This window comes from Kitasatospora sp. NPDC090091 (genome assembly GCF_044747365.1).
GTDB lineage: Bacteria > Actinomycetota > Actinomycetes > Streptomycetales > Streptomycetaceae > Kitasatospora.
This window is the reverse complement of record NZ_JBIVDY010000005.1, coordinates 359,405-382,575: the sequence shown is the minus strand read 5'-3', so window position 1 is coordinate 382,575 and position 23,171 is coordinate 359,405. Positions and strand designations below refer to the sequence as shown.

18 protein-coding genes are annotated in these 23,171 nt (G+C 70.8%); 13 read left to right on the top strand and 5 right to left on the bottom strand.

The features are described 5' to 3' along the window. The first annotated feature begins 13 nt into the window (after positions 1-13). From ACIPSC_RS11555 to ACIPSC_RS11500, 12 genes are all read left to right on the top strand, one after another. Positions 14-1,063, top strand: coding sequence for an ABC transporter ATP-binding protein (locus tag ACIPSC_RS11555; protein ID WP_313765376.1), 1,050 nt, complete (start codon positions 14-16; stop codon positions 1,061-1,063). After that, a complete protein-coding gene (locus tag ACIPSC_RS11550) occupies positions 1,056-2,075 on the top strand; it encodes a dipeptide ABC transporter ATP-binding protein (RefSeq protein WP_313765377.1) in 1,020 nt (339 codons plus the stop codon). The genes ACIPSC_RS11555 and ACIPSC_RS11550 overlap by 8 nt, the downstream gene beginning before the upstream one ends. A 175-nt stretch (positions 2,076-2,250) precedes the next feature. Continuing rightward, on the top strand, positions 2,251-3,870 hold the full coding sequence (locus ACIPSC_RS11545; protein WP_400824847.1) for an ABC transporter substrate-binding protein: 1,620 nt from the start codon (positions 2,251-2,253) through the stop codon (positions 3,868-3,870). Positions 3,871-4,071: 201 nt separating this feature from the next. Next, on the top strand, positions 4,072-4,998 hold the full coding sequence (locus ACIPSC_RS11540; protein WP_400824845.1) for an ABC transporter permease: 927 nt from the start codon (positions 4,072-4,074) through the stop codon (positions 4,996-4,998). Positions 4,999-5,074: 76 nt separating this feature from the next. Then, positions 5,075-5,989, top strand: coding sequence for an ABC transporter permease (locus ACIPSC_RS11535; RefSeq protein ID WP_400824998.1), 915 nt, complete (start codon positions 5,075-5,077; stop codon positions 5,987-5,989). A 16-nt stretch (positions 5,990-6,005) separates the two neighbouring features. Then, positions 6,006-7,058, top strand: coding sequence for an ABC transporter ATP-binding protein (locus ACIPSC_RS11530; protein WP_400824844.1), 1,053 nt, complete (start codon positions 6,006-6,008; stop codon positions 7,056-7,058). A gap of 13 nt (positions 7,059-7,071) precedes the next feature. Beyond that, positions 7,072-8,163 (top strand): ABC transporter ATP-binding protein, encoded by a 1,092-nt coding sequence (locus ACIPSC_RS11525; protein WP_400824996.1) that lies wholly within the window; start codon positions 7,072-7,074, stop codon positions 8,161-8,163. Positions 8,164-8,575: 412 nt separating this feature from the next. After that, complete coding sequence (locus ACIPSC_RS11520; RefSeq protein WP_400824842.1) at positions 8,576-10,222, top strand: ABC transporter substrate-binding protein; 1,647 nt, start codon at positions 8,576-8,578, stop codon at positions 10,220-10,222. 94 nt (positions 10,223-10,316) lie between these two features. Next, a complete protein-coding gene (locus ACIPSC_RS11515; protein ID WP_400824841.1) occupies positions 10,317-11,261 on the top strand; it encodes an ABC transporter permease in 945 nt (314 codons plus the stop codon). Further along, complete coding sequence (locus ACIPSC_RS11510) at positions 11,254-12,285, top strand: ABC transporter permease (protein ID WP_400824840.1); 1,032 nt, start codon at positions 11,254-11,256, stop codon at positions 12,283-12,285. Before ACIPSC_RS11515 ends, ACIPSC_RS11510 begins: the two co-directional genes overlap by 8 nt. Positions 12,286-12,299: 14 nt before the next feature. Next, on the top strand, positions 12,300-13,400 hold the full coding sequence (locus ACIPSC_RS11505) for an ABC transporter ATP-binding protein (protein ID WP_400824838.1): 1,101 nt from the start codon (positions 12,300-12,302) through the stop codon (positions 13,398-13,400). After that, the gene (locus ACIPSC_RS11500) at positions 13,393-14,412 is read left to right on the top strand and encodes an ABC transporter ATP-binding protein (protein ID WP_400824837.1); all 1,020 of its coding nucleotides are present in this window, start codon (positions 13,393-13,395) and stop codon (positions 14,410-14,412) included. The genes ACIPSC_RS11505 and ACIPSC_RS11500 overlap by 8 nt, the downstream gene beginning before the upstream one ends. Positions 14,413-14,494: 82 nt before the next feature. Here the strand turns inward: ACIPSC_RS11500 and ACIPSC_RS11495 are convergent, their stop codons facing one another. From ACIPSC_RS11495 to ACIPSC_RS11475, 5 genes are all read right to left on the bottom strand, one after another. After that, on the bottom strand, positions 14,495-16,210 hold the full coding sequence (locus ACIPSC_RS11495) for an ABC transporter family substrate-binding protein (protein ID WP_400824836.1): 1,716 nt from the start codon (positions 16,208-16,210) through the stop codon (positions 14,495-14,497). 202 nt (positions 16,211-16,412) lie between these two features. Further along, positions 16,413-18,683, bottom strand: coding sequence for a hypothetical protein (locus ACIPSC_RS11490; protein ID WP_400824835.1), 2,271 nt, complete (start codon positions 18,681-18,683; stop codon positions 16,413-16,415). Between the two features lie 237 nt (positions 18,684-18,920). Beyond that, positions 18,921-19,382, bottom strand: a complete 462-nt coding sequence (locus ACIPSC_RS11485; protein WP_400824833.1) for a DUF6113 family protein — start codon at positions 19,380-19,382, stop codon at positions 18,921-18,923. Next, positions 19,379-20,347 carry an N-acetyl-1-D-myo-inositol-2-amino-2-deoxy-alpha-D-glucopyranoside deacetylase gene (gene mshB, locus ACIPSC_RS11480; protein ID WP_400824832.1) on the bottom strand — a complete coding sequence of 323 codons (969 nt, stop codon included), beginning with the start codon at positions 20,345-20,347 and terminating at the stop codon, positions 19,379-19,381. The genes ACIPSC_RS11485 and mshB overlap by 4 nt, the downstream gene beginning before the upstream one ends. 31 nt (positions 20,348-20,378) lie before the next feature. Further along, positions 20,379-20,573, bottom strand: a complete 195-nt coding sequence (locus ACIPSC_RS11475; RefSeq protein ID WP_238949974.1) for a DUF2304 family protein — start codon at positions 20,571-20,573, stop codon at positions 20,379-20,381. A 313-nt stretch (positions 20,574-20,886) separates the two neighbouring features. Between ACIPSC_RS11475 and ACIPSC_RS11470 the strand changes: the two genes are divergently transcribed. Further along, positions 20,887-23,049: a prolyl oligopeptidase family serine peptidase gene (locus ACIPSC_RS11470; RefSeq protein ID WP_400824831.1), complete on the top strand. Its 2,163-nt coding sequence runs from the start codon at positions 20,887-20,889 to the stop codon at positions 23,047-23,049. Positions 23,050-23,171 lie beyond the last annotated feature (122 nt).

Here is a 23,171-nt window from a genome sequence, read left to right as displayed (position 1 = left end):
AGGTGACGACCCGATGACCACCGTGATCGAGAAGAACCAGAAGAGCGGCCGCCTTGAGGTTGGCACCCCGCTGCTGGAGGTCCGCGACCTCCACGTGGAGTTCCACACCCGGGACGGCGTCGCGAAGGCCGTGAACGGCGTCAACTACTCCGTGGCCGCCGGTGAGACCCTGGCGGTGCTCGGCGAGTCCGGCTCCGGCAAGTCGGTGACCGCCCAGACCATCATGGGCATCCTCGACATGCCGCCCGGCAGGATCAGCCAGGGCCAGATCCTCTTCCGCGGCGAGGACATGCTCGCCATGAAGGAGGAGCAGCGCCGGCAGATCCGCGGCCAGAAGATCGCGATGATCTTCCAGGACGCGCTCTCCTCGCTGAACCCGGTGATGACCGTCGGTGCCCAGCTCGGCGAGATGTTCCGGGTGCACCGCGGCGCTTCCCGGAAGGAGGCGCGGGAGAAGGCCATCGAGCTGATGGAGCGGGTGCGCATCCCGGCCGCGCGTCAGCGCGTGGGTGACTACCCGCACCAGTTCTCCGGCGGCATGCGCCAGCGCATCATGATCGCGATGGCGCTCTCCATGGAGCCCGACCTGATCATCGCCGACGAGCCCACCACCGCCCTGGACGTGACCGTCCAGGCCCAGGTGATGGACCTGCTGGCGGAGCTGCAGGCCGAGTACAACATGGGCCTGATCCTGATCACCCACGACCTCGGCGTCGTCGCCGACGTCGCGGACAAGATCGCCGTCATGTACGCGGGCCGGATCGTCGAGACCGCCCCGGTGCACGAGCTGTACTCCAACCCCGCGCACCCGTACACCAAGGGCCTGCTCCGCTCCATCCCGCGCCTGGACCAGAAGGGCCAGGAGCTGTACGCGATCAAGGGCCTGCCCCCGAACCTGCTGAAGGTCCCGGCCGGCTGCGCGTTCAACCCCCGCTGTGACGTCGCCACCGACCTGTGCCGCTCGGAGATTCCGAAGCTGCACCAGGTGACCGACAAGGACGGCAAGGAGCTCACCGGCCGCCGCAGCGCGTGCCACCTCTGGAAGGAGACCCTCCATGGCTGAGCCCATCCTGGAGGTCAAGGACCTGGTCAAGCACTACCCGCTGACCCAGGGCATCCTCTTCAAGAAGCAGGTCGGCGCGGTCAAGGCGGTCGACGGCGTCTCGTTCGACCTGATGAAGGGCGAGACGCTCGGCATCGTGGGTGAGTCCGGCTGTGGCAAGTCCACGCTGGCCAAGGTCCTGATGAACCTGGAGCGGGCCACCTCCGGCCAGGTCCTGTTCAAGGGCGAGGACATCTCCAAGCTGTCCGGCGCGGCCCTCAAGGCCGTGCGCCGGAACATCCAGATGGTGTTCCAGGACCCGTACACCTCGCTGAACCCGCGCATGACGGTCGGCGACATCATCGGCGAGCCGTTCGAGATCCACCCCGAGGTGGCGCCGAAGGGCGACCGCCGCAAGGCGGTCCAGGACCTGCTGGACGTCGTCGGCCTGAACCCGGAGTACATCAACCGGTACCCGCACCAGTTCTCCGGCGGCCAGCGCCAGCGCATCGGCATCGCCCGCGGTCTCGCGCTGAAGCCCGAGATCATCATCTGCGACGAGCCGGTCTCCGCCCTGGACGTGTCCGTCCAGGCGCAGGTGATCAACCTGCTGGAGCAGCTGCAGAGCGAGTTCGAGCTCTCGTACATGTTCATCGCGCACGACCTCTCGATCGTCCGGCACATCTCCGACCGCGTCGGCGTGATGTACCTCGGCAAGATGGTCGAGATCGGCAGCGACGAGGAGATCTACGACAACGCCACCCACCCGTACACCCAGGCGCTGCTCTCCGCGGTGCCGGTGCCGGACCCGGGTGCGCGCGAGAGCCGCGACCGGATCATCCTGACCGGCGACATCCCCTCGCCGGCCAACCCGCCGTCCGGCTGCCGCTTCCGCACCCGCTGCTGGAAGGCGGAGGAGCGCTGCAGCACCGAGGTCCCGCTGCTCGCGGTGCCCGAGGTGCTGACCGGTGCGGCCAAGCACCAGTCGGCGTGTCACTTCGCCGAGGTCCGGGAGACGGCCGCCGCCGTCTGATCCCCGAGGCGTCACCCGGAAGGGCCCGTGGCTTTCGAGCCGCGGGCCCTTCCGGCGTTTCGTCAACCCGGCAGGGCGGGCACCTGCACCCGTCCGGGGGTACCCGGCTCGCGCCGCCGCACGGCCGCGCTTCTCATGGGGTGTGATGCGACACACACCTTGAGGAGGGACCTCCATGCCCGCAGCCACCCGCGCTCGATGGGTCCTCGTCGGTGCGACATCCGTGGCCCTGGTGGCCAGCGGGTGCAGCAGCGACGGAGGCGGCAGCAGCTCGTCGGACAGCAACAAGACCTTCAGCTACCAGAGCAGCGAGCCGCAGAACCCGCTGCAGCCGGCCAACGCCAACGAGACCGGTGGCGGTCGCATCATCCAGAACCTCTTCAAGGGCCTGGTCGACTACGACCCGAGCAACGCCAAGCTGCGCATGCAGGCCGCGGAGAGCATCGACACCAGTGACTCGCAGACGTTCAACGTCACGCTGAAGTCCGGCTGGACCTTCCACGACGGCACCCCGGTCACGAGCAGCAGCTTCGTGGACGCCTGGAACTGGGGTGCGACGTCCACCAACAACCAGATCAACAGCTCCTGGTTCGCGGACATCGAGGGCTACAAGGACGTCCACCCGGAGAGCGGCCAGCCGACCGCGACCAAGATGTCCGGGCTGACCGTCGTCGACGACACGCACTTCACCATCAAGCTGAGCGGCAAGGTCTCGTACTTCGAGTACAAGCTCGGCTACATCGCCTTCTCCCCGCTGCCGGCCGGCTTCTTCAACGACCCTGCCGGGTACGGGCAGAAGCCGGTCGGCAACGGCCCCTACCAGTTCGTCAGCTGGGACCACAACCAGCAGGTGGTCACCAAGACCTTCGCGAACTACCAGGGCGTGGACAAGCCGAAGAACGGCGGCGTCGTCTTCAAGATGTACAGCACCGCCGAGGCCGCCTACGCGGACCTGCAGTCCAACAACCTGGACGTGATGGACCAGGTGCCGCCCTCCGCGCTGGCCACGTACAAGAACGACCTGGGCGACCGCGCGATCGACTCCCCGCAGGGCGCCATCCAGAACCTCGGCTTCACGCTGTACCAGTCGGACTGGGCCCCGCCGGAGAAGGCGCTCGTCCGCCAGGGCATCTCGATGGCCATCGACCGCGACACCATCACCAAGACGGTGCTCCAGGGCTCGCGCGCGCCCGCCAGCGCCTGGGTCGCGGACGGCGTCGAGGGCTACAAGTCGGGCCAGTGCGGGGACTTCTGCACGTTCAACCCGGACAAGGCGAAGCAGCTGATCGCCCAGGGCGGCGGCGTCCCGAACAACAAGCTGACGATCACCTACAACGCCGACGGCGGCCACAAGGAGTGGGTCGACGCGGTCTGCAACTCGATCCGGCAGAGCACCGGCGTGGAGTGCGTCGGCGACCCGAAGCCCGACTTCAAGACCGCCCGCGCGGCGATCACCGGGCACCAGATCGACGGCATGTTCCGCACCGGCTGGGTGCAGGACTACCCGCTGAACGCCAACTTCCTCGCCGACGTCTACCGCACCGGCGCCGCGTCCAACGACTTCGGCTACAGCAACCCGCAGTTCGACCAACTGGCCACCCAGGCGGACCAGGCGGACAGCGTCCAGGGCTCGGTGACCGGCTACCAGCAGGCGGAGGCGGTGCTGGGCAGCGGCATGCCGGCCATCCCGCTCTGGTACTACCGCACCAACTCGGGCTACTCCACCAACGTCCAGAACGTCGCCTTCGACTCCTTCGGAAACCCGGCCTGGACCCAGGTCGAGGTCAAGGGCTGATCCTGCCCTCCTTGCCCGGCACCGGGCAGGAGGGGCCCACTCCTTGCCCGGCATCGGGCAGGAGGGGCCCACTCCTTGCCCGGCATCGGGCAGGAGGGGCCCAACTCGGCCGGCCCCGCCCTCCCCGCACGGGGGGCGGGGCCCGGGCACTCGGCCCCATCGGCCACCCGGCCGATCGGTCACCTAGGAAGGAGGGCTCGGATGGGCAGTTACGTGCTGCGGCGGGTGCTGCAGATGATCCCGGTGTTCTTCGGCGCCACGCTGCTGATCTTCCTGTTGGTCTACGCGCTGCCGGGCGACCCGGTCTCGGCGCTGTTCGGGCAGAAGGCCGCCGACCCCGCGGTGGTGGCCAACCTCAAGCACAAGTACTACCTCGACCAGCCGGTCTGGAAGCAGTACCTGCACTACATGGGGAACCTCTTCCAGGGCGACTTCGGCACCAGCTTCACCGGCCGCCCGGTCACCGACATCATGGCGGACGCCTTCCCGGTGACGATCAGGCTCGCGCTGCTCGCCTTCGGTTTCGAGCTGATCTTCGGTCTGGCGCTCGGCCTGGTCTCCGGCCTGCGACGCGGCAGCATCGAGGACACCGCGGTCCTCTTCCTCACCCTGGTGGTGATCTCGATCCCGGTCTTCGTGCTCGCGTACATCGCCCAGACGATCTTCGCGACCAACCTGGGCTGGGTCACGCCGACGGTGCAGGACTCCACCGACATCTCCCAGCTGATCCTGCCCGCGATCGTGCTCGGCTCGCTCTCGCTCGCATTCGTGGCCCGGCTCACCCGCACGTCCATCGGCGAGAACCTGCGGGCCGACTACATGCGCACGGCGGTCGCCAAGGGCCTGCCCCGGCGGACCATCGTCAGCCGGCACCTGCTGCGCAACTCGCTGATCCCGGTGGTCACCTTCCTCGGCACCGACCTCGGCGCGCTCATGGGCGGCGCCATCGTCACCGAGGGGATCTTCAACGTGCAGGGCATCGGCAACGTCCTGTACCGGGCGATCAACCAGAAGGAGGGCCCCACCGTGGTCGGCATCGTGACCGTCCTGGTGATCGTCTACCTGGTCGCCTCCCTGATCGTCGACCTGCTCTACGCGGTCCTGGACCCGAGGATCCGCTATGCCTGACCTGCACGACGAGGGCGACTTCGAGCCGCACCCGAAGCCGGGCGTCGACCACCTGGACTTCGCCGGGGAGCAGGGCATGGCGGTCGAGCAGGAGACCCTGGTCGAGGAGAACGCCACCAAGCGGGAGGAGGCGCGCAGTCTCTGGGGCGACGCCTGGCGGGACCTCCGGCGGCGCCCGATCTTCCTGATCTCCGCGCTGCTGATCCTGCTGCTGATCATCATGTCGATCTTCCCCTGGGCCTTCACCGACGCCAACCCGCGCAAGGCCGACCTCGTCCACGACTACCTCAAGCGGCCGGACTGGACGGACTTCTTCGGCGCCGGCTGGTTCGGCTACGACGCCCAGGGCCGGTCCATCTACGCCCGGGTGGTGTACGGCGCCCGGGCCTCGATCACCGTCGGCATCTTCGTCACCGCCGGGGTCACCCTGCTCGGCGGCCTGACCGGCATGGTGGCCGGCTACTTCGGCGGCGCCGTGGACGCGGTGCTCTCCCGGATCATCGACATCTTCTTCGGCGTCCCGCTGCTGCTCGGGGCCCTGGTGCTGCTGAACGGCTTCTCCAGCCGCACGGTGTGGGCCGTGGTCCTCGCGCTCGTCGTCCTCGGCTGGACCCAGATCGCCCGGGTCATGCGCGGCGCCGTCCTGACCGTCAAACAGGCCGACTACGTGATGGCCGGACGGGCGCTCGGCGCCGGTACCGGGCGGTTGATGGTCCGGCACATCCTGCCGAACGCGGTGGCACCGGTGATCGTGGTGGCGACCATCGCGCTCGGCGGCTACATCGCCACCGAGGCCACGCTGAGCTTCCTCGGTATCGGCCTCCAGGACCCGACCATCTCCTGGGGCATCGACATCGCCTCGGCCCAGAAGGTGATCCGGACGGCGCCGTACGTGATGTTCTTCCCGGCCGCGGCGCTCTCCATCACCGTGCTGGCCTTCATCATGATGGGCGACGCGGTCCGCGACGCCCTCGACCCGAAGCTGCGCTGAGCGAAGGGGAGCGATCGTGACCACAGAGGTCGACACCGGGAAGCCGAAGCGGGAGGCACCCTTCGAGGGGCCGCTGCTCGACGTCCGGGACCTGCACGTCGAGTTCGTCACCCGGGACGGGGTCGCCCGGGCGGTCAACGGCGTCAACTACAGTGTGCGGGCCGGGGAGACGCTCGCGGTGCTCGGTGAGTCCGGCTCCGGCAAGTCGGTGACCGCGCAGGCGATCATGGGCATCCTCGACATGCCGCCGGCCCGCATCCCCAAGGGCGAGATCCGCTTCCGGGGCCAGGACATGCTGAAGATGGGGAAGGAGGAGCGGCGGAGGATCCGCGGCCAGAAGATCGCGATGATCTTCCAGGACGCGCTCTCCTCGCTCAACCCGGTGCTCACCGTGGGCTTCCAGCTCGGCGAGATGTTCCGCGCGCACCGCGACACCTCGCGCAAGGAGGCCAAGGAGAAGGCCGTCGAGCTGATGGACCGGGTGCGCATCCCCGCGGCCAAGCAGCGCGTCGGCGACTACCCGCACCAGTTCTCCGGCGGCATGCGCCAGCGCATCATGATCGCGATGGCCCTGGCACTGGAGCCGGACCTGATCATCGCGGACGAGCCCACCACCGCGCTGGACGTGACCGTCCAGGCCCAGGTGATGGACCTGCTGGCCGAGCTCCAGGCCGAGTACCACATGGGCCTGATCCTGATCACCCACGACCTCGGCGTGGTCGCCGACGTCGCGGACAAGATCGCGGTGATGTACGCGGGCCGGATCGTGGAGACCGCCCCGGTGCACGAGCTCTACGCCCGGCCGGCCCACCCGTACACCAGGGGCCTGCTGGACTCCATCCCACGCCTGGACCAGAAGGGCCAGGAGCTGTACGCGATCAAGGGCCTGCCGCCCAACCTGCTGCGGATCCCGGCGGGCTGCGCCTTCAATCCGCGCTGCCCGCGGGCCCAGGCGATCTGCCGGAGCGAGGTGCCGGAGCTCTTCCCGGTGACCGAGGACGACGGCACCGAGCTGGCCGGGCGGGGCAGCGCCTGCTTCTTCTGGAAGGAGACCCTCCATGACCGCTGACGGGGTCACCGCGATGGGGGCGTCGATGCCGGAGGAGGTGGCCTTCACCCACGAGGTGCGGCGCGGCGAGCCGATCCTGGAGGTGCGGGAGCTGGTCAAGCACTTCCCGCTCACCAAGGGCGTCGTCTTCAAGAAGCAGGTCGGCGCGGTGAAGGCGGTCGACGGCGTCTCGTTCGACCTGATGCAGGGTGAGACGCTCGGCATCGTGGGGGAGTCCGGCTGCGGGAAGTCCACGCTGGCCAAGGTGCTGATGAACCTGGAGCCGGCCACCAGCGGGTCGGTCCGCTACAAGGGCGAGGAGATCTCCCGGCTCTCCGGGTCCGGCCTGAAGGCGGTGCGCCGGAACATCCAGATGGTGTTCCAGGACCCGTACACCTCGCTGAACCCCCGGATGACGGTCGGCGACATCATCGGAGAGCCGTTCGAGATCCACCCCGAGGTGGCGCCGAAGGGCGGCCGCCGCAAGGCCGTTCAGGACCTGCTGGACGTCGTCGGTCTGAACCCGGAGTACATCAACCGCTATCCGCACCAGTTCTCCGGCGGCCAGCGTCAGCGCATCGGCATCGCCCGCGGGTTGGCGCTCAAGCCGGAGGTGATCATCTGTGACGAGCCGGTCTCCGCGCTGGACGTGTCCGTCCAGGCGCAGGTGATCAACCTGCTGGAGCAGCTGCAGAGCGAGTTCAACCTCTCCTACATGTTCATCGCGCACGACCTCTCCATCGTCCGGCACATCTCCGACCGGGTCGGCGTGATGTACCTGGGCAGGGTGGTCGAGATCGGCACCGACGCGGAGATCTACGACCACGCGACCCACCCGTACACCCAGGCGCTGCTCTCCGCGGTGCCGGTGCCGGACCCGCAGGCGCGCGAGACCCGCGACCGGATCGTGCTCACCGGGGACGTGCCGTCGCCGGCCAACCCGCCGTCCGGCTGCCGGTTCCGCACCCGCTGCTGGAAGGCGCAGGAGAAGTGCGCCCTGGAGGTCCCGCTGCTGGCCTCGCCCGCCTGGCTGGACGGGCTCGCGCTGCACGACTCGGCCTGCCACTTCGCGGCCGAGCGCGGGGCGGAGCCGGGGGGTGCGGCCGACCCGCCGGAAACCGTTTGACAGCGCCGGTCCACCCGGCGAAACAGGGCGCGCCCTCCCTCCGGAGGGCGCGCCCTGCTGTTGTCCTGCGGAAACTCCGGAATTCCTCCGCGGAATTGATCATTACGCTCCGTAAAGCATCGGATACCGGCACCTGTCGTCCGTTATCCGGAATCCGGAGCGGGGCCCTCCGGGCGCGATATGCAGGAATTGGCGAGCATTGTCACGACTTGGTCTGAGCATGTAATTGAAAAGAGATGTGACGGCGATTCCGCGGAAGGGGTCGGGTGATCGATAGTTGCTCTGCGCATATCAGCGGTCACCTCGCCAACTGCGTGGATCGGCCCTGCGATGTCGTCCTCCGCCATGTCCGGCACACCGAGTGGCGGGACCTGCCGTTCGTTCGTAAGCCCCTAAATCGAGGAGCAGTTGAATGAGGCTCACCAAGACGATGCGTTGGACCGCGCTGGCGGCGTGCACGGCGCTGGCGGTCTCCGCCTGCAGCACCGGCGGCGACAAGAAGTCGGCGGACCAGGGGAGTGGCGGATCGGGCAAGAAGGGCGGCTCGATCAGCATCGAGTCGGGTGAGCCGCAGCACGGCCTGGTGCCGCAGAACACCGCCGAGTCCGAGGGCGCGCAGGTCCTCTCCCAGCTCTTCGCCGGCCTGGTGGAGTACGACCGCAAGACCAACGCCCCGACCCTGCGGGTCGCCCAGTCGATCGAGACCACCGACGCCACCACCTGGACGATCAAGCTCAAGGACGGCTACACCTTCCACAACGGCGAGAAGGTCGTCGCGCAGAACTTCGTCGACGCCTGGAACTACGGGGCCAACCAGGACAACGCGCAGGAGGGCCTGCCCTTCTACGACAAGATCCTCGGCGCCGACGAGCTGGCGCCGGGCAAGGACAAGAAGCCGGCCGCCAAGGAGCTCAAGGGCCTCAAGGTGGTCGACGACAAGACCTTCACGGTGACCCTCAAGGCGCCGTTCTCGCAGTTCAAGACCATGCTCGGCTACACCGCGTTCTACCCGCTGCCGAAGGCCTTCTTCACCGACCCGAAGGCCTTCGAGGAGGCGCCGATCGGCAACGGGCCGTTCCAGATGGACGGAAAGTGGGAGCACAACAAGCAGATCAAGGTGAAGCGGTACGAGAACTTCCCGGCGGCGGACGGAAAGGCGAAGCTGGATTCCGTCACCTTCAAGATTTACGACAAGCTGGACACCGCGTACAACGACCTGCGCGCGGACAACATCCAGATCACCAACAAGCTGCCGATCTCGGCGATGTCGACCGTCGCGCAGGAGTTCGGTGACCGCTACATCTACAAGCCGGAATCCGGGGTCGGCTTCCTCGGATTCCCGATCTCGACGAATCCGGCGTTCGGAAAGCCGGAGATCCGCAAGGCGATCTCGATGGCGATCGACCGGGAGTCGATCACCAAGACGATCTTCTCCGGCACCCGCAAGCCGGCCGACGACTTCGTCAGCCCGATCATTCCGGGCTACCGGCAGGGCGCGCTCGGCGACGCCGCCAAGTACAACCCGGCGAAGGCGAAGGAGCTCTTCACCCAGGCCGGCGGCCTGCCCGGCAACACGCTTGAGATCGGCTACAACGCGGACGGCGGCCACAAGGAGTGGATCGAGGCCGTCGGCAACCAGCTGAAGACCAACCTCGGCATCGAGGTCACCTTCAAGCCGTTCGAGAAGTTCGGTGCGATCCTCACCGCGCTCGGTGAGCACAAGTACTCCGGAGCGTTCCGGATGGCCTGGCAGATGGACTACCCGTCGATCGAGAACTACCTGCGGCCGATCTTCTCCAAGATCGCCATCGAGAACGGGTCCAACTACGGCGGCTACGTCAACGAGGACTTCGAGGCCCTGCTCGCCAAGGCCGACGCGGCCACCTCGGACTCCGAGGGCATCAAGCTCTACCAGCAGGCCGACGACATCCTGATCAAGGAACTGCCGTACATCCCGGTGTACACGTACATGACCTCCGGCGCCTACACCAAGGCCGTGAAGAACGTGGTCATCGACGCCCAGAACCGGATCGACCTCGCCAACGTCGAGCTGGCCTGACCTCGAACCCGCTGACCGGTACGCCCTGACGGGCGGCGCGGGCCACCCCCGCGCCGCCCGGCTCCGGCGTGCCCCCGAACCACGAGGAGGCCGCATGGGCCGCTATGTGGTCCGCCGGATGATCCAGGCCATACCTGTGATCCTCGGCGCGACGTTCCTGATCTACGCACTGGTCTTCCTGCTGCCTGGCGACCCCATCACGGCACTGGCCGGTGAGAAGCGGCAGGACCCCGCCGTGGTCGCGGTCCTGCGGGACCGCTACCACCTGGACGACCCGTTCTTCGTCCAGTACTGGGACTACCTGGTCGGACTGTTCAAGGGCGACTTCGGCGAGGACTACCGCGGCAACGAGGTCGTCGACGTGATGACCCGTGCCTTCCCGTACACCATCAACCTCGCGCTGGCCGCGGTGGCGATGGAGATGGCGGTGGGCGTCGCCGCCGGTGTGCTGGCCGCCCTCCGGCGCGGACGGTTCCTCGACAACCTGGTGCTGATCTCCACCCTGATGGTCATCTCCATCCCGACCTTCGTGATCGGCTTCGTGCTCCAGCTGCTCCTGGGCGTGAAGCTCAAGAACGACTGGGGCATCGACTTCTTCACGGTCTCCTTCAACGAGGAGGCGGGCTTCCGCTCCTACCTGCTGCCGGCGTACGTGCTGGCCGCGACCTCACTGGCGTACGTCGCCCGGCTGACCCGGACCAGCCTGATCGAGGTGATGCGGGCGGACTACGTCCGGACGGCGGTCGCCAAGGGCCTCAGCCCGTTCCGGGTGGTGATCCGGCACGGCCTGCGCAACGCGCTGATCCCGATCGTCACCTTCATCGGCATGGACCTGGGCGGGCTGATGGGCGGCGCGGTGATCACCGAGGGCATCTTCAACATCCCCGGGGTCGGACACCAGCTCTTCCAGTCCGTCTACCTGCGGGAACGCACCATCGTGGTGGGCATCGTCAGCGCCCTGGTGCTGGTCTACCTGTTCGCCAACCTGGTGGTCGACCTGCTGTACGCCGTCCTTGACCCGAGGATCCGCTATGAGTGAGCCGACGAAGAGCGAGAACACGCAGGCGGCGATCCCGGGCCAGGCCGGCTCCGGACCGTCGGGGAACGGGGCGTCGGGGAACGGGGCGCCCGGCAACGGGCCGGTCGCCCGGGCCGCGGGCGCCGTCGCGGACGCCGCCACCGCCAAGGGCGGCGGCGCGGGCACCGAGCGGGTGGCCAGCCTCTGGACCGACGCCTGGTACGACCTGCGCCGCAACCCGCTGTTCCTGATTGGCGCCTTCCTGGTGGTGCTCATGGTGGCGCTGTCCGTCGCCCCGCAGCTGTTCACCGACCGCGACCCGACCGAGGGCGGCTTCTGCAACCTCGCCGACTCGCTGAAGCGCCCCAGCGCGGACCACTGGTTCGGCTTCGACGTGCAGGGCTGCGACATCTACACCCGCACCGTGTGGGGCGCCCGCAACTCGATCATCGTCGGCATCCTGACCACCTCGCTGGTGGTCGCCATCGGCGGCACGCTCGGGCTCTGGGCCGGCTGGGTGGGCCGGCTCTGGGACAGCACGCTGTCCCGGATCACCGAGATCTTCTTCGCCATCCCGCTGCTGCTCGGCGGCATGCTGATCATGTCGACCTGGGGCAAGGGCAACGCCTGGACGGTCTCCGCGGTGATGGCCGTGCTCGGCTGGCCGCAGATCTACCGGCTGATGCGCTCGGCGGTGCTCTCCAACAAGCACAACGACTACGTGGTCGCGGCCCGGGCGCTCGGCGCCGGCACCGGACGGATCGTCACCCGGCACATCCTGCCGAACGCCGTCGCCCCGGTGATCGTGGTGTCGACCATCAACCTGGGCGTCTACATCGGTGCCGAGGCGGCGCTCTCGTACCTCGGGATCGGCATCCAGTCCCCGGCGATCTCCTGGGGCCTGATGATCAGTGACGCGCAGTCCCGCTTCCTGACCGCCCCGCACGTGCTGCTCTTCCCGGCCATCGTGCTGAGCATCACCGTGCTGGCGTTCATCATGCTCGGCGACGCGGTCCGCGACGCCCTCGATCCGAAGCTGCGATAGGAGGGCCGCGGACGATGAGTGACACGACGAAGCCGGCGAAGCCTGCCCGGGACGGCGCGCCGCGCCCGGACGCGGTGGAGCTGCTCGGCGGCGGCCGGGAGAGCCTGGAGCCCGGCACCCCGCTGCTGGAGGTCGACGACCTGCACATCGAGTTCCACACCCGGGACGGCGTGGCCAAGGCCGTCAACGGCGTGAGCTACGCGGTGTCGGCCGGGGAGACGCTCGCGGTGCTCGGCGAGTCCGGCTCGGGCAAGTCGGTGACCGCGCAGGCGATCATGGGCATCCTCGACATGCCGCCCGGGAGGATCACCGCGGGCGCGATCCGCTTCCGCGGCAAGGACCTGCTCACCATGGCCCCCAAGGCGCGGCGGGCGGTCCGCGGCCGGAAGATCGCGATGATCTTCCAGGACGCGCTCTCCTCGCTGAACCCGGTGCTCACCGTCGGCTACCAGCTCGGCGAGATGTTCCGGGTGCACCAGGGCGCCTCGCGCCGGGACGCCCAGGCCAAGGCGATCGAGCTGATGGAGCGGGTGCGCATCCCGGCCGCGCGGCAGCGCGTGGGTGACTACCCGCACCAGTTCTCCGGCGGCATGCGCCAGCGCATCATGATCGCGATGGCGCTCTCCATGGAGCCGGACCTGATCATCGCCGACGAGCCCACCACCGCGCTGGACGTGACCGTCCAGGCCCAGGTGATGGACCTGCTGGCGGAGCTGCAGGCCGAGTTCAACATGGGCCTGATCCTGATCACCCACGACCTCGGCGTGGTCGCCGACGTCGCGGACAAGATCGCGGTGATGTACGCGGGCCGGATCGTGGAGACCGCCCCGGTGCACGAGCTCTACGCCCGGCCGGCCCACCCGTACACCAAGGGCCTGCTCAACTCGATCCCCCGGCTGGACCAGAAGGGGCAGAACCTCTACGCGATCCAGGGCCTGCCGCCGAGCCTGCTCCGGATCCCCGAGGGCTGTGCCTTCAACCCGCGCTGCGACCGGGCGGCGGACCGCTGCCGCACCGAACTCCCGCGGCTGACCCCGGTGCTGGACGCCGAGGGCGCCGACCTGCCGGGCCGCCGCAGCGCCTGCCACTTCTGGAAGGAGACCCTCCATGGCTGAGCCCATCCTGGAGGTCAGCGACCTGGTCAAGCACTACCCGCTGACCCAGGGCATCGTCCTCAAGCGGCAGGTCGGCGCGGTGAAGGCGGTCGACGGCGTCTCCTTCGAGCTGCGCAAGGGGGAGACGCTCGGCATCGTCGGCGAGTCGGGCTGTGGCAAGTCCACGCTGGCCAAGGTGCTGATGAACCTGGAGCGGGCCACCTCGGGCCGGGTGCTGTTCAAGGGCGAGGAGATCACCCGGCTCTCCGGCGCCGGGCTGAAGGCGGTGCGCCGGAACATCCAGATGGTGTTCCAGGACCCGTACACCTCGCTGAACCCGCGCATGACGGTCGGCGACATCATCGGGGAGCCGTTCGAGATCCACCCCGAGGTGGCGCCGAAGGGCGACCGCCGCAAGGCCGTTCAGGACCTGCTGGACGTGGTCGGCCTGAACCCGGAGTACATCAACCGCTATCCGCACCAGTTCTCCGGCGGCCAGCGCCAACGCATCGGCATCGCCCGCGGGTTGGCGCTGAAGCCGGAGGTGATCATCTGTGACGAGCCGGTCTCCGCGCTCGACGTGTCCGTCCAGGCGCAGGTGATCAACCTGCTGGAGCAGCTGCAGAGCGAGTTCGAGCTCTCCTACATGTTCATCGCGCACGACCTCTCGATCGTCCGGCACATCTCCGACCGGGTCGGCGTGATGTACCTCGGCAAGATGGTCGAGATCGGGACGGAGGACGAGATCTACTCCCACCCGACGCACCCGTACACCCAGGCGCTGCTCTCCGCGGTGCCGGTGCCGGACCCGACCGGCCGGGAGCAGCGCGAGCGCATCCTGCTCAGCGGCGACCTGCCGTCGCCGGCCAACCCGCCGTCCGGCTGCCGGTTCCGCACCCGCTGCTGGAAGGCGCAGGAGCGCTGCAGCACCGAGGTCCCGCTGCTCGCGGTGCCGTCCGGGCTGAGCGGTCCGGCGGCGCACGAGTCGGCGTGCCACTTCGCCGAGGTCCGGGACGTCATCGGCACGGCCTGAGCACGCGGCGGCCTGAGCACGCGGCGGGCCGGGCCCCGGGGTCGCACCCACCCCGGGGCCCGGCCCGCTCCGGCTCCGGGTGCTACTTGGTGAAGCCGACGTTCTCCCAGACGATGTCGGAGAGGCCGTGCGCCCCGAGGTTGGCGAGGTTGGCGCGGGCGCCGAAGAGCTGCGGGCGCTGGTAGAGCGGCAGCACGCCGGCCACCTTCCACAGCTCGCCGTCCGCCTGGTTGATGGCTTCGAAGACGGTGGCCGCGTCGGTCGCGGCGGCGGCCCGGTCGAGGGCGGCGTCGGCGGACGCGCTGCCGGCCTGGGAGGTGTTGGTGCCGCCGTTCTGGACGAAGTTGGCCCGGCTGCCGCTGGCCGGGAACGGCGTGCCGATCAGCGAGTAGGCGGCGATGTCGAAGTCGTGCCGGTTGACGTACTTGTCGAAGAACTCGTTGGCGGCGACGGTGACGGTGGTGACCTTGACCCCGACGTCCTTGAGCATCCTGGTGGTCGCGGCGGCCTCGTTCTGGCCCTGGGTGACGCCGGCCGGGACGACCATCCGCAGGTTCAGCTCCTTGCCGTCCTTGCGGCGGACGTCGCCGTCGAGCTTCCAGCCGGCCGCGTCCAGCTTCCGGGCGGCCTCGGCCGGGTCGTAGCGGCTGAGGCCGAGGGAGTTGTCCCGGTAGGCGTTCTGATTGGACACCAGGAGGTGGTTGTTGAGGGTGACGGTGGGCCAGTCCAGGCCGCTGAGGTCGGTGCGGGTGATGGCGTCCCGGTTGATCGCCTGGAACACGGCCTGGCGGACGGTCGGGTCGGTCAGCAGCGGGCTCCTGCTGTTCAGCGTGAACTGGCGGAAGTCCGGCCCGCCGGCGCGGCGGACGGTGGCGCCCTTGATGTTCTTGACCAGCTGGTAGCCGGCCACGTCCGGGCCGTTGTCGAAGAAGTCGACGTCGCCCTTGGCGAACGCGGCGGCCATCCCGTTCGGCAGCACGGCGCGGAAGACGATCCGGTCGAGCACCGGCTTCTCGCCCCACCAGGCCGGGTCGGCGACCAGGGTGACGGTCTGGGCCGCCCGGTCCAGCTTCTCGACCTTGAACGGGCCGGCGGTGACCGGGATCGCGTCCAGGTAGGCGGTGTTGAACAGCTCCGGGGTGGCGATCCGGCTCGCGGGCAGCAGCGGGGCGTTCGCGGCGCCGTTGAACATCGACTGCCACTCGGAGAACGGCCGCTCGAAGGTCATCACGGCCTGGAAGTCGTCCTTGCCCCGCTCGACCGCCGTGACCAGCTCGAACCCGGTGCTGCTCCCCGCCTTCCAGGCCGGGTCGTCGCCCTTGAGCGCACGCCAGTTGGCCTCGATGTCGCGCCAGGTGATCGGCGTGCCGTCGGACCACTTCGCCTTCGGGTTGAGCGTCCAGGTGACGACCTGGCGGCCGTTCGCGACCTCGGCGTGGACGTCCTGCAGGTAGGCCGGGTTGGGGGTCTGGGTGCCGGCCGCGTCGGAGCGGAAGAACGTCGGCAGCAGCGGCTTGGTGACGGTCATCGTGGATGACTCGTTGCCGTCGGCGTGGATCGGCGACCACTGGTTGGAGAACTGGGCGATCGCGACGTTCAGGGTGCCGCCCTGGCGCAGGTCGGCACGGTCGTGCGCGTTGATGTCGACGGCGGTGAGCTTGGGCGTCTCGACACCGCTCGGCACGGCCTGGGCGCCGTCCCCGTCGCCGGAACCGCAGGAGCAGAGCACCAGCGAGAGCGAGACCGCGGTGAGGCAGGCGATCAGGGCCGTGCGGCGGGGCAGGGGGCGGCGGCCCATGGCGGTACTCCTGGTGCGGGTGCGGTGGACGGTACGGGTGATGGTACGGCGTCACATCTTGCTGACCAGGGAGGCGAGTTGTCGAGGGGCGGGCCCCCCACCCGGCGCCCCCCCCCCCCCCCCCCCCCCCCCACGGCGCCGCCCCGTCGGCGGCTCGGCCGACGGGGCGGGTGGTGGTTCGGGCCGACCGGGCGGCGTTGGCTCAGGCGACGGTGAACTTGAAGGTGCGGTCCTTGTCGCCGGTCTTGTCCAGCAGCGGGGTGATGGCGTCGGCGACGTCCTGCGGGGTGATCAGGGCGGTCTGACCGCCCTTCTTCACCTTGACCTTGTCGAAGACGCCGCCCAGCTGGCCGTTGAGCGCGTCCAGGTCCCACTTGGGCACGAGCTTGCCGGAGGCGTCGGGCACCAGGGTGAGCGCCTTGGCGGCGGTCTTCGGGCCGAAGTCCCACTTCTTGGTGCCGGCCAGGATGTGGATCGGCCCGTTGACCGCGGACTTGCCCAGGCTGTCCGCGGCGGCCTGCAGGGCCTGCGGGGAGATCTTGGGCTGGGCGGCGTTCATGGTGACGGCGACGGGCTGCTCCGGCTTGCCGGCGGCGCGGTCGCGGTAGGCCTGCTCGACCAGGTCGACGGCGGCGGCGGAGTCCACAGCCTGGCCGGCCTTGCCGGGCACCACGACCGGCTCGCCGGTCTCGGCGAACTTCACGTAGCCCTCGGAGAGGTTCTGGCCGGAGCCGGTGCCGAGCGCGTCCAGGGCGGCCTTGAGCTTGGCCCGGTCCACCTTGACCTCCGGCGGCACGGCCTTCTCGTCGCCCTTGAGCGAGGTGATCACGTCGACCGGGTTGTACGAGTGCTGGGTGAGCTTGTCCACGGTGGCCGTGGTGTCGAAGCCGAGTCCGGCGACGGCCGGGTCGAGGTCCACCGTCTTGTCGCCGATCTTCAGTTTGACCGGCAGCAGGCCGGCCTTGCCGACGCTCTCGTCGAGCTGGTGGATCGCCTGGTCGCGGTTGCTGCCGCCGATGTCCGTGCCGAGCACCACGGTGCCCTTGGGGATGTCGGACTGGTTGAGCATCAGGCCGGTGCCGTAAGCGGCCGCGCCCAGGAAGAGGACGCCGCCGACGGCGTAGGTGCCGAGCTTGACGAGCTTCTTGCCGGTGCCGCCGCGCTTGGCCTTGGCCGGTTCGGCCTTGGCGGGCGCCGGGGCCGGGGCGGGAGCGGGGGCCGGGGCGGCCTCGCCGTCCGGGCCGGGCTGCGGGCGGCCGGGACCGGTGCCGAAGGGGTCGGACGGTGCACCGGGCTCGCCCGGGCGGCCGGGGGCGCCGGGGAAGAGCCCGCCCGGGGCGCCGGCGCCGTACGGCTCGGCGCCGGCCGGCGGGCGCTGGGCGGCGAACGGGTCGGCACCGGCCGGGGCCGAGGCGAACAGGCCGGGCTGCGGGTGGCCGTTGTGGGCGGCGCCGTTCTGCGGCAGGCCGGATATGGCGGCCGGCGGCGGGGCGTCCTCGCGGATCGGCTCGAAGCCGTCCACCGAGGTGTCCTCCGGGTTCGCCCGGTCGGGCGCACCGCCGGCCGGGCGGGCCGGGCCCTGCGGCCGGCCGGCGCCCTGCGGGACGCGGCGCGGCGCCGCGGCACCGGGGCCGAACGGGTCGGCGGGCGCACCGGGGCCGAACGGGTCGGCCGGGGCGTCCTCGTACACGCCGGCCTCGTCGGCCGGGGGGCCCGGGACGGGGGCGAACGGCGAGGCGGGGGCGCCGCCGGGGCGCGGCGCGGGTGCGGCGGCCTGGGGCGGGACGGAGCGGCCGTCCGGGCGGGCCGCGCCGGGGCCCTGCTGCTGCGGGCGGCCGGCCCCGTTGGGCTGGGCGCCGTTCGGGCGGGCGCCCTTGGGTCGGTCACTCTTCGGCTGGGCGCCGTTCGGGCGCGCCTCGGCGGCCGACGGGGCCGCGCCGGCGGCGGGCGCCGCGCCCGGGCCACCGGCCGGGACCGCCGCGGGGGCGGGCTCGGCGGCCGGGCCCTTCTTCTGGCGCGGCCGGAACCAGGCTCCGGTGGACTCGGACTCGGAGGTGGCCGGCGGGATCTCCCACTCGGGCGGCAGGTTCGGCGGGGTGGCCGTCCGGGGGCCGCCCTCCATCACCCCGAGCACGGGGGAGGAGGCGGCGGCGGAACGGTGCCGGGGACCGGTGTCGGCCGCGGCCGACGCGTCCTCCTCACCGGCGGCCTCGTCGTTCTTGACGCTGGTGCGGACCACCACCGGCGGGATCGGGCGCGAGCCGGGGATGTTGATCCGGACCCGCGTGGTCAGCGTGGTCTCGGTCTTCGGGCCCTCGTCCTCGCCCGGCCCCGAGCCCTGGGCGGCACCGGCACCCGCACGGTCGCCGCCGGGGAACCCCGGTGTGCCGTAGGGCGGGGTGCCCGACGGGTAGGCGTCCGGCCCCGTGCGCCGAGGCGTCGGGTGGGCGTTCTCAGATTCGCGGCTGCTCAATGCTGCTCTGCTCCGGGTTCGCGGGCCGGGCCGTGCGGCGCGACCGCGGTTCGTGGGCGCCGGGCCTGGCGGGCGGCGTCGGGTACGGCGTTCTGCGGCACCACCATACTGGGAAGAACTGAGCGGTGAACTGGTTCGGATAGAACCTGATACGTCCGGTTCCTCCGGTATGAGAGTACGGCCGCGCGGCCCTGACTGCTCGTCGTGCGGGCCGCGGTACGACGCTGCGCGGGGCGGTCAGCGCGGCGGGCCGGGGACTCCGGGGAACCAGCTGGTGCGGGTCGGCAGGGTGGCGCAGATCACGCCCAGGATCGATCCGACGAACAGCCAGGAGAGCGACGTGGCATTGGTCCAGAGGACATTGTCACCCTCGGGCCGAGGGACCATCAGCAACAGCAGGGCCAGGAACCAGCCGGCCGCCGGGATCGCCGCGCCCAGCCTGGTCCCGGCGATCCGCAGGCCGGCGTAGAAGGTGGCGCCGGTCGCCGCGAGTGCCAGCAGGACTCCCACGGGCGGCCACAAGGCCTGCACAAATGCTCCGCAGACGGAGACTGCGAAGCCCAGCAGGAAGAACAGGACATAAGCCGCGATCCGCCCCGCCAGCGGGGGCTGGGACTCCTTCAGGCGCTCGTCCCGGGTGCCCAGGACGGCCGCCGGGATCGAGCGGCGCGGCGGCCGGGCGTCGGCGGGCTCGGTCATCGGGCGCTCTCCTCGACGGTGCGGTCGGCGGCGGTGCCGGTGGCGGTGCGGTCGGCGGCAGTGCCGAGGCCGGCGGTGTCCGGGCCGGCGGTGTCCAGTCCGGCGAAGAGGTCGTCCTCCGGCAGCCGGGGCCCGGCCTGGCCGCGCACCAGCTGGTAGTACTCGGTGGCGATCAGCGGCTGGCCGAGGTCGTTGGAGAGCGCGAAGAAGGCGCCGGCCACGGTGATCTGGGTGGTGTGCGCGGCCATCGCGGCCGCCTTGCGGCCGGCGTGCGCGGCCCCGTCCAGGACGGTGGTGACCACGGCGTCGTCCACCACGCCCGGGACGTCCGCCGGCCCGGCGGTGCCGGGGAACGGCGCCGCGGCGGCGGTCTCGGCCAGGCCCCGCTCGATCACCGAGCGGGGCATCCGGGTCCAGTACACCTTGGCGATCCGCCAGGCCGGCCCCAGCTCGGGGCGGTGGGCCGGATCGGCGGCCAGCTCGTACGCGCGCATCGCCACCCGGTGCGCCTGGATGTGGTCGGGGTGCCCGTAGCCGCCGTTCTCGTCGTAGGTGACCAGCACCTGCGGCCGCACCTCGCGGACCACCGCGACCAGGTGGCCGGCCGCCTCGTCCACGTCCGCCTGCCAGAAGCAGCCGGGCGCGTCGTTGTCGGGCACGCCCATCATCCCGGAGTCGCGGTAGCGGCCCGGGCCGCCGAGGAAGCGGACGTCGGTGACGCCGACCTCGCGCATCGCGGCCGTCAGCTCGCCGATCCGGTGGGCGCCGAGGGTGTCGTCCCGGTCCGCCGCAAGGTGGGCCAGCTCGGGCGGGATCACCTCGCCGCCCTCGCCGAGGGTGCACGTCACCAGGGTGACGCGGGCGCCCTCGGCGGCGTACCGGGCCATGGTGGCGCCGTTGCCGATCGACTCGTCGTCGGGGTGGGCGTGCACCAGGAGCAGGCTGCGGCCGCTAGTCGGGGTCATGGGAGGAAGCCTAACCAGCGGCCGCGCGGGGTCAGAGCTTCAGGCCGTTGATCATCCCGGCGAGGTTGCTGGTGACCTCGCTGATCGAGGGGGCGATGGAGCTGGACGCCAGGTAGAAGCCGAGCAGTGCGCAGATGATCGCGTGCGCGAGCTTCAGTCCGGAGCGGCGGATCAGCACCACCACGATGACCAGCATCAGCATGGCTGCGGAGATGGACAAAGCCATGGCGGCTCACACCCCTTCTCGGGTGCGCCGCCCCCGGGCGGGGGCGACGGTCGGGACCGTGCGGGACTTGCGGTCGGGTGACCGGGGCCCGGGACGGGGCCGACGATCACTCCTGGGACCAGTCATACCCGATGGGTGAGGGTCGCGTTACGCACCGTGAGTCTGCACACGCCGGGGCATCGTGGCACAAATGGGGCGCACGGGCCGGTCGGAAGGGGTGCGGACCCGTTCGGCGGACACCCGCGGCCGATGCTCCGAACGAGTGATCACAATCCACCGGGCGGCGGCGCCCTGACGTCATAAGGTCGGTGTCATGACCTCCCACACCCCTGCGGACACCTTCCCGAGGCAGTACGCGCGCACCCTGCGCTACACCGTCGGCGCGCCCCGGTCCTTCGCCGTCGCATCCGACGGCTCCCGGGTCGTCTTCCTGCGCTCCCGGTCGGGCAGCGACCGGGCGAACCTGCTCTGGACCCTCGACACCGCCACCGGCAAGGAGCGGGTCGCCGCCGACCCGGCGGCCCTGCTCGGCGGCGGCGAGGAGGACCTCTCGCCGGCCGAGAAGGCCCGCCGCGAGCGCAGCCGCGAGGGCTCGGCCGGCATCGTCGGCTACGCCCTGGACGGCGCCGGCAAGGTCGCCGCCTTCGCCCTCTCCGGCCGGCTCTTCCTCGCCGACCTGGTGGCCGGCAGCAGCACCGAGCTGCCCGCCGAGGGCCCGCTGCTGGACCCGCGCCCCTCCCCGGACGGCGCGTTCGTCGCGTACGCCAACACCGCCGGCGAGCTGCGGCTCACCCGCACCGACGGCACCGCCGACTGGGCCTTCGCCCAGCCCGACGGCCCGAACGTGACGTGGGGCCAGGCCGAGTTCATCGCCCAGGAAGAGATGAGCCGGGACCGCGGCTTCTGGTGGTCCCCGCAGAGCGACCGGCTGCTGGTCGAGCGGGCCGACGACAGCCCGGTCGGCCGCTGGTGGATCGCCGACCCGGCCAACCCGGGCAGCGAGCCGGCCGAGGTCGCCTACCCCGCCGCCGGCACCGCCAACGCCGAGACCGGCCTCTGGCTCCTGGGCCTGGACGGCAGCCGGACCGAGGTCGTCTGGGACCGCGAGGCCTTCCCGTACCTGGGCCGGGTGCACTGGTCCGCCGGTGGTGTGCCGCTGCTCCTGGTCCAGGCCAGGGACCAGCGCAGCCAGCAGATCCTGGGTGTGGACGTGGAGACCGGCGCCACCGAGGTGCTGCACGAGGAGCGCGACGAGGTCTGGCTGGAGCTGTTCGCCGGCGTCCCGGCCTGGACCCCGGACGGCAAGCTGGTCCGGATCTCGGACACCGCGGGGGAGGACGGGGTGCGGGCGCTGGTGGTCGGCGACCACGCCGTCACCGGGGCCGACCTGCACCTGCGCTCGGTGCTCGCGGTGACCGCGGAGGAGGTCTTCTTCACCGCCTCCGGCGGCGCCACCGAGACCGACCCCGAGCCCGGCTGGGTCGCCGTCGGCCGGATCGGCCACGACGGCAAGCAGCTCTCCTGGGAGGCCGCCAACGGCCGGCCGTTCACCTCCGTCAGCACCGCGGTGCACGCGGCCGGGATCACCGTCCGGGCCACCGCCGAGCCCGACCTGCCCGGCACGCTGGTGCAGGTCGCCCGCGACCTGCCGGAGGGCGTGGTGGTGGACGACGTCGCCACCATCGAGTCCTACGCCGAGACCCCGGTGATCACCGCCCGCCCGGTCTTCCGCTTCGCCGGCGAGCGCCGCATCCCCGCCGCGGTCTTCCTGCCCACCGGCTACGACCGCGAGCGGGACGGCCTGCTGCCGGTCCTGATGGACCCGTACGGCGGCCCGCACGGCCAGCGCGTCGTCCAGGCGCACAACCCGCACCTGAACTCGCAGTGGTTCGCCGACCAGGGCTTCGCGGTCGTCGTCGCCGACGGCCGCGGCACCCCCGGGCGCGGGCCCGCGTGGGAGAAGTCGATCGCCTTCGACTTCGCCGGCGCCACCCTGGACGACCAGGTGGACGCGCTGCAGGCGCTCGCCGGGGAGTTCCCGCTCGACCTCGGCCGGGTGGCGATCCGGGGCTGGTCGTACGGCGGCTACCTCGCCGCCCTCGCCGTGCTGCGCCGTCCGGACGTGTTCCACGTGGGCGTGGCCGGCGCCCCGGTGACGGACTGGGAGCTGTACGACACCCACTACACCGAGCGCTACCTGGGCCACCCGGCCGAGCGGCCCGAGGTGTACGCGGCCAACTCGCTCGGCGGGTACGCGGCCGGGCTGGAGCGGCCGCTGATGATCATTCACGGTCTGGCGGACGACAACGTGGTGGCCGCGCACACCCTGCGGCTCTCCTCGGCCCTGCTGGCCGCCGGTCGGCCGCACACCGTGCTGCCGCTCTCCGGCGTCACCCACATGACCCCGCAGGAGGAGGTCGCCGAGAACCTGCTGCTGCTCCAGGTCGACTTCGTGAAGAAGTCGCTCGGGATCTGAGCCCGAGCGCGGTCCGGGCCCGGTCCTGATCCGGCCCGGGCCGCCGCCGGCCTGCGGCTCCGGTGGCCGGTGCCCGGCCGCCGGTATGACATCCGTCATGCCGAAGGCACGACGGCGGGCAC

What these genes read in the sequence shown, in the direction of transcription:
- ACIPSC_RS11555 (WP_313765376.1), top strand. Translation starts at nt 14, where the DNA reads ATGACCACCGTGATCGAGAAGAACCAGAAGAGCGGCCGCCTTGAGGTT.
- ACIPSC_RS11550 (WP_313765377.1), top strand. Translation starts at nt 1,056, where the DNA reads ATGGCTGAGCCCATCCTGGAGGTCAAGGACCTGGTCAAGCACTACCCG.
- ACIPSC_RS11545 (WP_400824847.1), top strand. Translation starts at nt 2,251, where the DNA reads ATGCCCGCAGCCACCCGCGCTCGATGGGTCCTCGTCGGTGCGACATCC.
- ACIPSC_RS11540 (WP_400824845.1), top strand. Translation starts at nt 4,072, where the DNA reads ATGGGCAGTTACGTGCTGCGGCGGGTGCTGCAGATGATCCCGGTGTTC.
- ACIPSC_RS11535 (WP_400824998.1), top strand. Translation starts at nt 5,075, where the DNA reads ATGGCGGTCGAGCAGGAGACCCTGGTCGAGGAGAACGCCACCAAGCGG.
- ACIPSC_RS11525 (WP_400824996.1), top strand. Translation starts at nt 7,072, where the DNA reads ATGGGGGCGTCGATGCCGGAGGAGGTGGCCTTCACCCACGAGGTGCGG.
- ACIPSC_RS11520 (WP_400824842.1), top strand. Translation starts at nt 8,576, where the DNA reads ATGAGGCTCACCAAGACGATGCGTTGGACCGCGCTGGCGGCGTGCACG.
- ACIPSC_RS11515 (WP_400824841.1), top strand. Translation starts at nt 10,317, where the DNA reads ATGGGCCGCTATGTGGTCCGCCGGATGATCCAGGCCATACCTGTGATC.
- ACIPSC_RS11510 (WP_400824840.1), top strand. Translation starts at nt 11,254, where the DNA reads ATGAGTGAGCCGACGAAGAGCGAGAACACGCAGGCGGCGATCCCGGGC.
- ACIPSC_RS11505 (WP_400824838.1), top strand. Translation starts at nt 12,300, where the DNA reads ATGAGTGACACGACGAAGCCGGCGAAGCCTGCCCGGGACGGCGCGCCG.
- ACIPSC_RS11500 (WP_400824837.1), top strand. Translation starts at nt 13,393, where the DNA reads ATGGCTGAGCCCATCCTGGAGGTCAGCGACCTGGTCAAGCACTACCCG.
- ACIPSC_RS11495 (WP_400824836.1), bottom strand. Translation starts at nt 16,210, where the DNA reads ATGGGCCGCCGCCCCCTGCCCCGCCGCACGGCCCTGATCGCCTGCCTC.
- ACIPSC_RS11485 (WP_400824833.1), bottom strand. Translation starts at nt 19,382, where the DNA reads ATGACCGAGCCCGCCGACGCCCGGCCGCCGCGCCGCTCGATCCCGGCG.
- mshB (WP_400824832.1), bottom strand. Translation starts at nt 20,347, where the DNA reads ATGACCCCGACTAGCGGCCGCAGCCTGCTCCTGGTGCACGCCCACCCC.
- ACIPSC_RS11475 (WP_238949974.1), bottom strand. Translation starts at nt 20,573, where the DNA reads ATGGCTTTGTCCATCTCCGCAGCCATGCTGATGCTGGTCATCGTGGTG.
- ACIPSC_RS11470 (WP_400824831.1), top strand. Translation starts at nt 20,887, where the DNA reads ATGACCTCCCACACCCCTGCGGACACCTTCCCGAGGCAGTACGCGCGC.